The organism is Rudaea sp. 3F27F6 (assembly GCF_005503555.1).
Taxonomy (GTDB): domain Bacteria; phylum Pseudomonadota; class Gammaproteobacteria; order Xanthomonadales; family Rhodanobacteraceae; genus Rudaea.
Window position 1 is genome coordinate 26633 of sequence record NZ_SCNG01000003.1, and the last position, 12964, is coordinate 39596.

Sequence of the window (12964 nt, forward strand, 5' to 3'; positions counted from 1 at the left end):
GGGGCCGCGGTGTCGATTGATCTGATTAATCCGAGTCCTGGCCGACGGCGCACGCCGGCAGTAGAGATGAGCGTTCTCGCGCGCTGGGCGATATTTTTCACCGTCGCTGCGGTGTGCGTCGCAGTGATCTGGCTGCCGTTCGGCCTCGCCATGACCGGTTTGATCGAAGAGTGGGCCGAGCTCAGCAACATGGCGCGTCTGGGGCCGACGTTCTTCCTCGACCTCACGCATCCGATGTCGGACATATTGCGGCCATTGGGTCACCTTCCATTCGCGCTCGCCTATGTCTTCGGACCAGACTCCTTCGTGTCCTGGCATGTCCTGCTGATGCTCGCGCTGACTTTGAAAGGCTGTGCATCGAGTGAACTGGTTTTCCGCGCGAGCGGATCGCTGGTCGTCGCGCTCGTTGCGGGCGCCCTGGTCATCGTGTATCCGGCAGATACGATGCAGTTCCCGTTCCGGGCGCTGCATATCAACTGGTCGCTCACGCTGGGCCTACTGGCGTGCTGCGTCTACCTCGCGGCGTGGGATCGCGGCAGCAAGAGCACGCTGCTTGCCCTGGGCGCCGCAGCGCTGCTGCTCTCGGCGGCGCTCATGTATGAGGCCGCCCTGATTTGTTTGGCGATTCCTCTCTTGCTGGTCATCGCGCGCGACGGTGTGCACGGTTGTCTCAACGAGTTGCGCAGACGATTTGGCCTGTTGTTGATATGGGCTTCGGCGGGCGTGTTATATGGCGTCTACGCGTTTTGGATGTCCCACAAGGTCGCCACGTATCAGGCCACCCTGCTCAACGGGCAAGGTTGGATTCCCGCACTCAAGAACGCGCTGCCGAAACTCTTCTCGGTTGGCATGGCGCGAGCTGTCTACGGCGGCTGGCTCGACGCGTTCAAAATGCTGGTCAGTGAATATCAAAGCTACGTCTATCTGGGCGTTGCCGTGTTTGCGCTGATAGGCCTGGTATGGATACTCACCCGCAAATACCAAGAAGTGGTTCCGAATCCGCTTCGTATCCTCCGGCTTGGCTGCATCGGTTTGGCCGCCGTTGCTCTGGGATATTTGCCGTATCTGCTGTCGATCTCACACGTGGCCGTCAGTCAGCGCACTTTTCTCTATGCCTCTTTTGGCGCTGCCGTTTTTTGGTGCACCCTGTTGCTGGCGGCGAGATTCGCTGCAACGGCTTTGTTCTGGTGCGTGGCTTCCGCGCTGCTGGCACTCGGACTTGGCGCACAGCTAGTTCAATTCCACCATTACGTGGGTATCGCTGAAGAACAAAAACGCTTGCTGCGTGGCATCGTAGAGAATTTCGACGGCAGTTCGGAAAATAAGACCCTGATCGTGGTCGACCATAGCGGCTATCTCGGACAGACATGGATGTTCGTCCCGACCAATTTGCGATTCGCGCTTGAATACATCTATGGGCGAAGATTGAAGCGGGTTTCAATTTGCCATGCGCAAATTTTGGAATGGGAAGATGTCGATCGGGACGGGCACAAGGGGGCCTGTGAGGAAACGAATGATGCATGGGTTTTTCGCGCAGCGGACGATTCGCCGATTGCCGACTGGCTGGTCGCGAAGAAAGATGCCGTAGTACTCGACGTCGATGTGGATGGGCGTGTGACCCCCAGATCGGCTATGCAAACGCACCGGACAAATCTGCAAAGCGGTCAAGATGTTTTCGCGCGCAGATACCGCGCCGTTCTTGTCGACAGTGACTGGAGCTTTTACGCAAGCTCATTCGGAGATGCGAGCGCGAGCGCGCGTTATGAGAGTAGTTTCGGACGTTGGTGGAGCATGACGCCTCCGATTCGGGGCTTTGGATGGCGTGGCATTGAATGGGACTTTACCCAGCCGTATCCGGTGACCTTCTCGTGGAAGATCGGTACGAACGCGGCCCTCTTTTTCGATCTCGCCCCGATCGAGACAGATTATTCGTTGCGCGTAGACTTCACGATGTTCGCCAGCGAGAAAATCCACGACGCCACAAAGATCAGCCTCAATGGCCACGACGTCGAGTGTCGCTGGACAACGTTCTATCGATGCGAGGCGCGAGTGGCGCCAGGCGTTTTACGCGCAGGCGTCAATCAGATCGGGTTCACGTCGCCGATCGATCCGGACTACTATGGGCTTTCGGTAAGCCTGCATTCGTTCAGTCTAGTACCACTTGGGCAAGGAACCGGAAAGTAAGAGTGTTGAAGTTTTTCGCGCATAGGCGGCAGGTGACTGCCTCAACGTTCTTGAATACCGCGCATCCTGCCGGGTTTGTGCGGTGGAATTGCAGATGAGTAAAATTGCTTTGCGCGAAGCCGGCGACACGCCTATTTCGGCATCGATAACATCGATCGTCCAGCCGGCGCCTATGGGTCGATCGCAGGATCAAGAGAATTATGGATAACGAATTCGATCGCTATGCCAAGAGCTACGATCAAGATCTTGTAGCTGCAATGCCGCCGGGAATGGAGGAGAGCGAATACTTCGCCCGCTACAAGATTGAACATCTGGCCCGGAGGTGTGCCGGAAAGACAATTACGCGCATCCTGGACTTCGGCTGCGGAGCGGGAAGAAGTCTGATCTTTCTCGCCGAGAAATTTCCACATTCGCAGATATTCGGGTTTGATCCATCCACTGAATCCGTGGATCTGGCCAAGGGACGCTGCGGAGCAGCGCATGTAACAAGTGACTGGCAACAGGTTGCGGAAGAAAAATACGATCTCATCCTTGCCGCAAACGTTTTCCACCACATACCTCGCGTGGAGATGCCGACACGGCTTTCGCAATGTGCGAATGTGCTGCAGCCCGGCGCCGCCATGGGCATATTCGAGCACAATCCGCTGAATCCGTTGACTCGCTACGTTTTCGAGCGATGCATTTTCGATCGCGATGCGGAGATGATTCCGCGCAATGTCCTGATGATGCAAGCCGCGGGCGCCGGACTGCGGGTAAGGAAGAAGGAATACACCTTGTTCTTTCCCAAGCCGCTCGCTGCTCTGCGGCCCATCGAGCACTGGCTCGGGTGGTTACCTCTCGGTGCGCAGTACTATCTGGAATTGACGAACAAGTAGTTAAACGCTGAACAATTGGATAAAACCGAGGGGGCCATTTGCGTCTGCGTGAGTTCGAAAAAAGTGGAACTGTTGAGCTTCCGTTACAAAATTTATTTGGAATCGACATTGCCGTCGGAAAATTTTTGAGGCGCTTTCTCCGTATGGCTTCGTAAGGCGATTGGCTATCACACTTCCGTGGCCAGTCAAGTCGATACGAAGTGTGAATGCGACAATCTGAGTATCGGCGTACGTATAAGGCAGGCGGAGCCCTGCATCAGGTGAGTATATGAATTCTCAAGCAACGAAAAAGATTTCAGACGAATCAATTCCGGTTGAGAAGGGGCTGCTGCAATATCTCATATCGGACTGGAGGTGGCTGATACTCGGTGCGATTTTCTCTTTTCAGTTCGCCAGCATTTTGCTGATGGGATGGCCTAACGGTCTGGTCCCATCCATTCGACTCCCGTATGTGTATGCCGGTGATGCCTTGTTTTTCCACTGGATGGCGCAGCGATCGATCGAGGGCTGGTATTTTATAAACGAGCGAAGCGGATTTCCTTTTGGGTCGACAACGTACGATTTTCCTAACTCCGATGCGGGTAGCTTTCTGATCTATAAGATTCTGGGAAATCTTACGGGTTCGGTTTTTTCGGCTGTGGATTTATATTTTCTCCTAAGCTTCCCCGTTATATTTATCACGGCGTTCATTGTTCTGAGGTCATTCGACATCAGAAAAATATACTGCGCGATGGCAGCAATTCTTTTCGCCTTTGCGCCATTTCATTTTTCGCGATTGATGTACGGGCACGATTTGTATCTTTGGTATTTTGGTATACCACTTTTTTTTTATTATGGAAAAAATCTTATTTATTATGGACAGACGCATTGGGGGCTGCGAAAACCAAGGCGGTTGATATCCCTTTTGTTTGTGGCGTTTTTGCTCAGTTCGTTTGGGATTTACTACGCATTTTTCGGAGCAATCGTGCTGCTCGTTTGTGGGATAGCGTCGAGCTTCAAGACCGTAACTTTTCGCCCGTTGAGAAATTCGCTGCTCTTCTGCGTGCTGATTTTCTCCGGCTGCGTACTGAACCTTTTGCCGAGTATCGTGTATCGACAAACACATGCCGTAAACCATGAGGTTGCGCAGCGAGTGCCGCTGCAGACTGAAGTGTATTCTTTGAAGATAATGACCCTGCTGCTGCCACAGCCGGATCATCGTGTTGAAGCGCTGAGGTCGTTCACCGCGATGTATAACTCGACTTTCCCTCTCGCCAATACAACGGCTTCCCTGGGAATCGTCGGCGTCATAGGTTTTCTGGCGATTCTGCTGTCGGTAGGGGCGGGCCTTGTTCAAAAACCGATTGGCCCGGCCTTTGGTGTAGCTGCCATGGTGGTTGTCTCTCTGCTGTTAATTTCAACGGTCGGAGGGTTTAATGTCTTGTTCGCAATCCTCGTAACGCCGTTGATTCGAGGCTGGGATCGAATAAGCATCTTTATTGAATTCGGTTCTATTTTAGCATTTTGCCTTTTGCTCGATGGGTGTGCCCGCATCAATCGAAGTTCATTTGTCGCATCACTATGTGCAATCGTGGCAACAATCGCGGGGCTTTGGGACCAGACACCCTCATCATATCGCTCGGTTGTTGCCGCCGGATCCGCAGCGGCGGCTGTAGATGAAGAATTCATTCACCAGATAGAGGCATCAATGCCACCGGAGTCGGCGATCTATCAATTGCCATATATGAGATTTCCAGACTTCGGGCCACTTCAGAAACTAGGCGGTTATGAGCTGGCTACCGGGTTCACCAACTCGAAAACCTTGCGTTGGAGTTTTGGCGGAATGCAGGGCAGAGAGGGGGATTTATTTTTCCGGGGGTTGGCAGAAAAGAGTGTGCCTGAGCAGATTGTTGCAATCCAAAATCTAGGCTTCTCTGGAATTTATATCGATCGCAGAGGATTCGCCGACAGAGGGGTGTCGATCATCGACGATTTCTCCCGCGCTATTGGATCGGCGCCGATATTAGAGAGATCGGATGGAAACGTTGTTTTCTTCAAGTTGACTCATTGAAGAATGCTAGCTATCAAGGTAGATCAAACATTGATGTTCGCATGATGTGGAAAAATCTACTAATAAAATATTCCGTTGCTGGCTTGGCTAACAGCGCCGTAGGCTATGCGGTAATATTTTCCTGCATGTTTCTCGGAATGAGCGCGACGCTCAGCAATGTGCTCGGCTATTTGGTCGGCTTGGTACTTTCGTATGTGCAGTTTCGCTTCTTTGTTTTTCAATCAAACAATCATTCTGGCCGAGAGATTGTTCGCTTTTTTGTCGGATTTTTGATTGCGTTCTCTGCAAATTTTTGTGTGCTGAAAGCTCTTTTGGAGGCCGGCTGGAATCCGTTTTTGTCGCAAATTATTTCTTGCGCAGTCTATGTGATTGTTGGATTTGTAATTAACTCGAAGTTTGTCTTTTCGAAGAAAATCTGAGCTATTTTTGATTAAAAACCAGTTTTCACGTGATCTCCCGAATTACAAATTGGGGCTTTTTGTTGACCTTGAGATAGGTCCTGCCCAAGTACTCTCCGACCACGCCAAGGCAAAAAGTCTGCAGGCCGCCGACGAGAAGAATCACAGCGATTAGCGACGTCCATCCTGCCGGCAACTCCGGATGCAGCAGCTTATTGAGGACGACCAGGGCAACGGCGACCAAGCTCAGGAAGGTCAAGATCATGCCGAGCGCCGTTGCGAGACGAAGCGGGAACACGGAAAAGCTCGTCGCCATCTTCAGCCACAACGATATCGATCTGCGCAGGTTGTAATTGCCTTTGCCTTCAAGCCGTTCTTGATGCTGGATGGAAATGACGTGCACGTTGTGCGTAATGTCGAGAATGAGGCCGTCCACGTAGGCGAACGGTCCGTCGTATTGCACGACTTGCCGGGCGATATCCCCATGCAACGCTTTGAACGACGATAGATACAGTCCGCGCGGTTTCTTCAGCAAAATTCCCGCGACCCGATCATTGAACCAACTGCCGATTCTCTTCCACGCCGCATGCTGGCGGTTCTCATAGCGCGTGTAGCACACATCGAAACCCGAGCGGATCGCGTCATCGAGGCGCAGGATGGACTCCGGCGGATGTTGCAGATCGTCATCCATGATTACGACGACTTCGCCCGTTGCCTGCGACAAACCGGCCATAGTGGCGTTGTGCTGACCGACATTCTTGGCCAGTCGGATGCCTTTTACAAAAGCGTGTTCCTGCGCGAGCTGCCGAATCACTTTCCAACTGTCGTCCGGGCTGGCGTCGTTTACCAGGATCAGTTCAAAACGATGCGAAGTACCGGCCATGGCATCGGCTACTTTAGCTACCAGATGCGGAAGGATCTTCTCGCTTCGATACACGGGTACGACTATCGAGGTATCGATGAGGGGCAGATTCGGGTCAGGCATAGTACTTTTCCAATGTTCTGAGCAGATAGCCGTCGTCGAACGATATGCCGCATCTGCGTATGGACTCGGCAATTGTCGAGGTGTCGATGTGATATTCGGCGCCTTTTTCGATTGAATTGAACACCGCCGCGTGCTGCGTCGTTGCTTCCAGGGCGGCGACGATCTCCTCCATCGAATAGTCGCGGCTGTTGGCGATGTTGACGAAGTCGTGGTCGCCGCTCCCCTGCTCGATAAGGTCGACGGTGATCTTGGCGACGTCTTCAACATCAATGATATTGCGTCGAGCGAACCGCCATAGATCGAATCGTTCGGAACGCACGATCCTCGCGTACAGATAGTTCAGTATCGTGTGCGGATTCGGTGTACTGCCTGCTACTTGGGGTAGCCGGGCGATAAGGAACCTGCGGCGCCGGCGCACCAATGCTTCGAGCTCGAATTTGTGCCGCGTATAGCGGTTGTCGACAGATCCTGGATCGACAATGCTGCAGGTACTGAAATAAACGAACAGTTTGCTGTCCGGCGTATCCGCTAGGGTAGCTTGCAGCCGCGAGGAATCGCGTTGGTATTCGGACTCATACGAGCAGGATGAATTCGAGACTCCGGCTGCATATACGCACACATCCTTCAGCGAGGCCCGAACTGGAATGAATGCTCTTGCGAGGAGACCGGAGCCGATAATCATGCAGAATCCCTGGTTGCACTATCCAAGACGTCGTCGTTGACCGCCGTCACTTCCTGATTTGCACAAAAACGATAGCCATTTGCGCGGCCGATAGCTAGTCGGCGTGTGGGTGCTGCTCGAGCGCAGATTTAGGCGCCCGATGTCTTGAAACGTCGAATTGCTCTCGATATCAGGATTTCTATCGTTTGCCGTCCGCTGCCGTTGCAGAAGAAAAGGAAAGATACTTGTGCCCGAGAAAGCTGGTGAACACGGGTACTGCGATGCCTACCGCATGGGCAATTTCGTGCGAATGCCACGAAATACTCATGGCGGGCAGAACGTAGTTGGCAAGCAAGAGGCTGATCAATACGGTTTGTGCCAGTGCAGCGAGATTCACGGTGAGGAACCAGAGTATCTGCTTGCGCACCGGCTGATTCGATTTGGGGAAGACATAGCGGCGAAAGAGCACAAAGGCCACAGCGAACCCGATCAAATATGCCAGCACGACGGAGAGCGCGAACGTCAACCACTGGTTCAACACGATGCGCGAGCAGAAATTGATTGCCGCCGCTGCGCCTCCGGTAAACAGAAAGCGCAGGAATTCCCGCGGCGTACGTGCTCTCGGAATTTCCACCTCGTTGACTTCGATGCGATCCATTGGAGTTCTACGATGCCACCAATCGTGCCAGTTCCAGTCCCACTTTAACGCTTTCGCTGATCGATCGGTCCTCCGGATAGTAGTAGGACGTATCGGCCATATAGAGTCCGTTGATCGGCGTGCGCATCGGCGGCAGCATCGCCGAGAATCCCGGCGGGCAGATCGTCTGGGCGAAGTCGTAGCGATGGCAGTGGCTCGCGAGCACCCAGTCCGGCTTGAACGCAGGATTGAGTTTCGGCAGGTAGCCAAGCGTTTCGTCGATGAAAGACTGGTTGTCGCGCGCGTACTTGGGATGCGTCTTCGGCATGTAGAACGGCGCGTAGACGATCGTCGTCCCCGCTCCCGGATTGAGGTTGGAGTATTCGATCACGCCGGGAATCTCGATACTCTCGTCGCAGATGTTCATCCAGAAGTTCTCGCTCAACGGCTGCTTCAGCTTGAGGATGACGCAGGCGACCGGGATGTTCTTGATCGCGCGGATTCGTGCAGCGAATTCTTCGGGCAGGTCGGGCACAAGAGCAGGCACGTACTGGATCGGTGCCGTGCTGACGACATTGTCGACCGCGCTCTCCGCCCCGGCAACGACGATGCCGCGAACTTTGCCCGAGCCATCGGTCGTGACTTTCTCAATACCCGAGCGCAGATGAATACGGCCTCCGAGCGACTCGATGCGAGCGCGCATCGCTTCGAGCAAGGTGGACGAACCGCCTTCGAGATAGCCGAGCGATTCATTGAACAGATTGCGTCGCGATAGCGCAACGCGCTTGATTCGCGTGCCTAACCACGCTGCCGAAAGCTGATCGCTCAGCTCGTAGAACTTGAGATAGAACAGCCGCTCCCAGAGCACTTTGTACGCGCGCTCGCCCAGCCAGGACTTCAGCCACGGCAATGCGCCGATCTTGTCGAGCGCAGTCCAGTCGCTGACGCTCTTAGTCTTCATCACCTGTAGCGCGTAGCGGAATTTCTCGATCAAGCCCAGACCATCGAAGCGCAACAGCGCTTGCGGCGTGCCCCATTTGTACAGGCGGCCATTCCAGTAGAAACCCATCTTGGTATCGGTCCAATGGAGACGATCGGACAGCCCCAGTTCGCCGAGCAGGTCGAATAGCGGATAGTCGGTCTTGCAGATGAAGTGGTAGTAGCGCTCGATCGCGAGGCCGTCGAAATTGAAATGCGCGGACATGCCACCAATTCGGTCGTCGCGCTCGTAGATGTCGACCTCATGGCCGGCCTTGAGCAATTCGAGCGCACAGATCAGGCCCATTGGGCCAGCGCCGATGACGGCCGTCGTAGTTTTTTTCATTTTTCGATTACCGTTCTGGATCGCGCACAGCGACGGATTGAGCATTTGCTGGCTTGATCAGGCGCCCGGGCAGACGTGCCTGCATCGAACGAGCAATCATGGGCCGCTATTTTTTGAGTAGGCCCCGATTGGGCTGATGCAATTCTACAGGCATTCCTACGCCGATCCATTGCCCCCAGCCAGAGCCATCGTCTTCGGCGCGGATCGTGTATCGCGCGCACGCAGGCGCCGCGTGGATGCGTATTGCGGTCCAATCGATGACCGGAGGAGGCAGCCCCTCGGTGACGACCTCGCGGACCCCGCCGATATCGCGTTCGATCGACAGTGTGCCGCTACGCACCGGACCCACGACGTAGGGGACGACTACGTCACCACATGCCTCAAACGGGCCTATGACAAGCTGGCCCGTTTTGCCGTCGGATCCGCTCCACGAAGCGTACAGAGGATAGGGCCAGTCGGACGATGAAAGCTCTGACGGATATCCATTCAGAGTCCATGCCGGCGACATTTGTGCTGATGTGGAGATGGCGTGATAGTCGGTCTTCTGCAGTAGCTCTAGGTTTGCCGTACAAGACTTTTCCGGCGTATCGGGAGGCGAGCTCACGAACAGAAAACCTGGGCCGTGAATTGATTGCAAAGTCGATCCGGGCGACCCGTCGAATGGGCTGGGAAACCGTTCCTCTACCCGATATCCCTTGGCCTGGAGTTCCAGAAGCGTTCGTTTGGACGGAAGATCGCCGAAATCGAAGATCTTGTGAATGACCGCTCCGCAGAAGGAACCACGCAGCGAAGAAATTTTTGCCGTATCCGCCCACGCGAATAGCACCGGCAAAGAGTGCCGGCTGCCGATGTCCTTGGTCATCGCTTCGACTCGTTTGTCCCGATCTCCATCAAACAAAGTTTTGTAGAGGGTGGCGCTGACCGAGTATGCGGGCAGCGCGACGAGAACCAGAACGACACCTGCCGCAGCAGCCAGCCAGCCGCCGGCGCCGTCGCTGCGCGCATTGAGGGCAGCGCGAATACAGCGACCAAGAAATACAAATCCGAGTGCGGACATGGCGAACATAATCGGAAGCGCATGGCTGAAATTGCGTTCGAAGAATGTTCGGGTCTGCATGAAGTACAAAAGAGTCAGCAGCGGGCCGGCGACAGCAAACAGAACGACATGATTTCTCTCGCGGAGCAAGCTGAAAGCGCCGACGACGAACAAGATCAGCGCCGGCCAGCCTTGCGTATAGGCCAGATAAGCAACGCCGTTGGCGAGTCGGGCGAGCAAGCCGGCGTCGCCCAGCGTATACGGCCACCAACCGGTGCCGTTGTACTGTTTGAATAAAAATCCGAGGCCATTCAGATATTCCCACGGAGCATGCAAAGCATAAGGTGCGCCGTAACCAAAACCGAAAACGATACCGACAAAATAGAGGGCGCATGCCGAAGCAATCGCCCATGGGTGCGGCAGCGCGTAGGCATAGTGCCGGGAATGCAGGCGCGCGGCGATCGCCAGCAGCGGAAAAGGTAAAAACAGCAGGAAGGTGATCTTCGCTGCGACCAGCAGGCCGAGGATGAACCCGCTCAAGGCCAGAATCATCCAGATTCTCAGATTGGAGCTGATCTGCACCAGTACGAAAGCCAGGGTTAGAACGGAAACGAATGTTTCCGGACGGGCATACAGATCGTCCTGGAAAAGCGTCACGTTGCACGCTGTCAACGTGGCTCCGATGACGGCGCCGAAACGGTTCGAGAGTCGCCAGGCGAGCAGTCCGGCAAGCAAAACGACGATCCCGCCGAAAATGACGTTTTGCTGGCGCAGATTTTTGATCAGCACCGAACTGTTGTTGATGTCCTCGGCACGATGACCTAGGAGCTTTTCTATTTTGGCGGCGACCAGGTAGTAGGATGAAAAATTGAACTGATCGTAGCGAAAGCCGACGACGTCGGTGCGCGCCCAATTCGTATCCTTGGATTTGGTGGCCAGCACCTTGCCGACGACGGCGCGCGCAATCTCCTCGTCGGGATGCCCGTAATTTCCCGCCAATGCATACCAGTGTGCGCAGGATGACGCGATGGCAATCGCAAGCAGCAAGACGATCGTGGCACAGCGAGAAGTAGCGAGATCGATGAATCTCTTCGCAGTGGCCGATGTGGACATCATCTCTTCAGCACGATGCTGCTATAGCGCGGATCGCAGTAACTTTCGCGCACGGCATCCTCGAACGGCGTCTGCGTCACGCCGAAAGTCGCGCGCGTGTCGACGCCGTGGAATTCGTCGCCGGCGCTGAGCGCTTTGAGCTGGTCGGCGGTGAACGGCGGTTTGCCGCTGAACAGCGCGTATACCTTGAGGAGGGTGTAGAACAGTGAATAGGGGATATGCACGATCCAGGTGTGCAGGCCCTTGGCGCGCTTGATCGTGCGGATGATGTCGACATAGTCGATGCGCGTGTCGCCGCAGACGTCGTAGGCCGCGCCGTCGGGCTGGGTCTCGATGCACTTGGCGATGCAGCGGCAGAAGTCGCGCTCGTACAGCGGCTGGCGCATGTACTTGCCGTCGCCGGGGATCGGAAAAACCGGCGTCTTCGCCATGAAGCGCGACAGCCAGCCGAGGTGCTTCGGATCGAACCAGCCGAACATCAAAGTCGGCCGCAGTACGCAGTGCTTGATGCCGGACTTGACGACCAGTTTCTCCTGGACTTTCTTCGTATTCGTGTAGTCGTCGTCGGCGACCGAATTGACCACGGACGAGGAGATATGTACGAGGTAGGGCACGTCGTGGCGTTTCACCGCATCGAGCACGATGCGCGTCGCGTCGATGTTGTTGCGCACGAAGATCTGCGAGTCCTTGCCGGTGATCTGCGCATGCAGCTGCACGGCACAGGCGGCGCCGGCGAAGCTCGCTTCCCATTCACCGCGCTCGGCGACGTCGGCGAGGATCGCCTGCACGTCCGGATGCAGCCGGCGCAGGATGCCGAGGTTGTACTCGTGCTTGTCGATGGCGACGAGGTTCGTATAACCCTGCGCCTTGAGTTCGACGATCAGGTTTTGGCCGACGAGGCCTGCCGCGCCGGTGAGTACGATTTTCGAATCCTTGGCGATCACGCGATGCGGTCCGTCACAGTTTGAGCTTTTTGAAAATCGGTTCGGGAATGTGCTTGATGATCAGCATGATCAGGCTCCAGAACCACGGCAGATAGACGACACTTCGGCGCTTGTCGATCGCGTGCACGATGCCGGCGGCGATCTGGTCGGGCTTGGCCCATAGCGCGCCTTTGTTGGCGATCGCCGCGGTCATCGGCGTGTCGACGAAACCGGGCTTGATCGTGAGCACGTCGACGTTGGACTTCGCCAGGCGCTGGCGCAGGCCGGAAAGAAACGCGCTGACCGCGGCCTTGGCCGAACCGTAGGCGTAGTTGCTCTGCCGGCCGCGGTCGCCGGCGACCGAAGAAATCACCGCGAGCGTGCCGTTTTTGCGTGCCTCGAACAGATTCGCGAGCGTCGTGAGCAAGGCCATTGTCGACAGAGCGTTGACGTTGAACTCGCGGCGCAAGGCGTCGACGGATTTCTCGCATTCGGCTTGGTCTGACAGCGTGCCGTGCGCGATCAGCACGGTGTCGAGGCCGCCGAGTTCACGCTCGGCCTGGTCGATCACCGCCTGGTGCGCGGCGAAGTCGGCGACATCGAGGGTCGCGTGCGCTGCGCGCACCGCGCCGCGCACGCCGAGATCGGTGGCGATCGCCTGCAGGCGGTCGGCATTGCGCGCGACGAGGAACAGGGCGTCGCCGCGCGTGGCGAAGATGCGCGCCGTGGCTTCGGCGATGGCCGAGGTCGCTCCGATGATCAAGACTTTACGCATAAG

11 protein-coding genes are annotated in these 12964 nt (G+C 55.7%); 4 read left to right on the plus strand and 7 right to left on the minus strand.

The annotated features are described in order from the left end of the window. The first annotated feature begins 9 nt into the window (after positions 1–9). From FFS30_RS12940 to FFS30_RS12955, 4 genes are all read left to right on the plus strand, one after another. Positions 10–2184, plus strand: coding sequence for a hypothetical protein (locus tag FFS30_RS12940; protein WP_137913597.1), 2175 nt, complete (start codon positions 10–12; stop codon positions 2182–2184). 200 nt (positions 2185–2384) lie between these two features. Continuing rightward, positions 2385–3059, plus strand: a complete 675-nt coding sequence (locus FFS30_RS12945) for a class I SAM-dependent methyltransferase (protein ID WP_137913598.1) — start codon at positions 2385–2387, stop codon at positions 3057–3059. Between the two features lie 268 nt (positions 3060–3327). Next, positions 3328–5109 carry a sugar translocase gene (locus FFS30_RS12950; protein WP_137913599.1) on the plus strand — a complete coding sequence of 594 codons (1782 nt, stop codon included), beginning with the start codon at positions 3328–3330 and terminating at the stop codon, positions 5107–5109. 41 nt (positions 5110–5150) lie between these two features. Further along, on the plus strand, positions 5151–5528 hold the full coding sequence (locus FFS30_RS12955) for a GtrA family protein (RefSeq protein ID WP_137913600.1): 378 nt from the start codon (positions 5151–5153) through the stop codon (positions 5526–5528). Between the two features lie 25 nt (positions 5529–5553). Here FFS30_RS12955 and FFS30_RS12960 read toward each other — a convergent pair whose 3' ends face one another. The 7 genes from FFS30_RS12960 to FFS30_RS12990 form a co-directional block, all read right to left on the minus strand. Then, on the minus strand, positions 5554–6492 hold the full coding sequence (locus FFS30_RS12960; RefSeq protein ID WP_137913601.1) for a glycosyltransferase family 2 protein: 939 nt from the start codon (positions 6490–6492) through the stop codon (positions 5554–5556). Continuing rightward, positions 6485–7174: an NAD-dependent epimerase/dehydratase family protein gene (locus FFS30_RS12965; RefSeq protein ID WP_137913602.1), complete on the minus strand. Its 690-nt coding sequence runs from the start codon at positions 7172–7174 to the stop codon at positions 6485–6487. The genes FFS30_RS12960 and FFS30_RS12965 overlap by 8 nt, the downstream gene beginning before the upstream one ends. 178 nt (positions 7175–7352) lie before the next feature. Beyond that, entirely contained in the window at positions 7353–7811 is a 459-nt protein-coding gene (locus FFS30_RS12970) for a GtrA family protein (protein WP_137913603.1), read from the minus strand. Positions 7812–7818: 7 nt separating this feature from the next. Then, the gene (locus FFS30_RS12975) at positions 7819–9114 is read right to left on the minus strand and encodes an NAD(P)/FAD-dependent oxidoreductase (protein WP_137913604.1); all 1296 of its coding nucleotides are present in this window, start codon (positions 9112–9114) and stop codon (positions 7819–7821) included. Positions 9115–9220: 106 nt separating this feature from the next. Further along, positions 9221–11263 carry a hypothetical protein gene (locus FFS30_RS12980; RefSeq protein WP_137913605.1) on the minus strand — a complete coding sequence of 681 codons (2043 nt, stop codon included), beginning with the start codon at positions 11261–11263 and terminating at the stop codon, positions 9221–9223. Next, positions 11263–12207, minus strand: coding sequence for an NAD-dependent epimerase/dehydratase family protein (locus tag FFS30_RS12985; protein ID WP_137913606.1), 945 nt, complete (start codon positions 12205–12207; stop codon positions 11263–11265). Before FFS30_RS12985 ends, FFS30_RS12980 begins: the two co-directional genes overlap by 1 nt. Positions 12208–12220: 13 nt before the next feature. Then, on the minus strand, positions 12221–12961 hold the full coding sequence (locus FFS30_RS12990; RefSeq protein ID WP_137913607.1) for an SDR family oxidoreductase: 741 nt from the start codon (positions 12959–12961) through the stop codon (positions 12221–12223). Between the last annotated feature and the right edge of the window lie 3 nt (positions 12962–12964).

Excerpts from the sequence above, each read along its gene's own strand:
- FFS30_RS12990 (WP_137913607.1), bottom strand. The coding sequence starts at position 12,961 with ATGCGTAAAGTCTTGATCATCGGAGCGACCTCGGCCATCGCCGAAGCC.
- FFS30_RS12950 (WP_137913599.1), top strand. The coding sequence starts at position 3,328 with ATGAATTCTCAAGCAACGAAAAAGATTTCAGACGAATCAATTCCGGTT.
- FFS30_RS12945 (WP_137913598.1), top strand. The coding sequence starts at position 2,385 with ATGGATAACGAATTCGATCGCTATGCCAAGAGCTACGATCAAGATCTT.
- FFS30_RS12965 (WP_137913602.1), bottom strand. The coding sequence starts at position 7,174 with ATGATTATCGGCTCCGGTCTCCTCGCAAGAGCATTCATTCCAGTTCGG.
- FFS30_RS12960 (WP_137913601.1), bottom strand. The coding sequence starts at position 6,492 with ATGCCTGACCCGAATCTGCCCCTCATCGATACCTCGATAGTCGTACCC.
- FFS30_RS12955 (WP_137913600.1), top strand. The coding sequence starts at position 5,151 with ATGATGTGGAAAAATCTACTAATAAAATATTCCGTTGCTGGCTTGGCT.
- FFS30_RS12975 (WP_137913604.1), bottom strand. The coding sequence starts at position 9,114 with ATGAAAAAAACTACGACGGCCGTCATCGGCGCTGGCCCAATGGGCCTG.
- FFS30_RS12970 (WP_137913603.1), bottom strand. The coding sequence starts at position 7,811 with ATGGATCGCATCGAAGTCAACGAGGTGGAAATTCCGAGAGCACGTACG.
- FFS30_RS12980 (WP_137913605.1), bottom strand. The coding sequence starts at position 11,263 with ATGTCCACATCGGCCACTGCGAAGAGATTCATCGATCTCGCTACTTCT.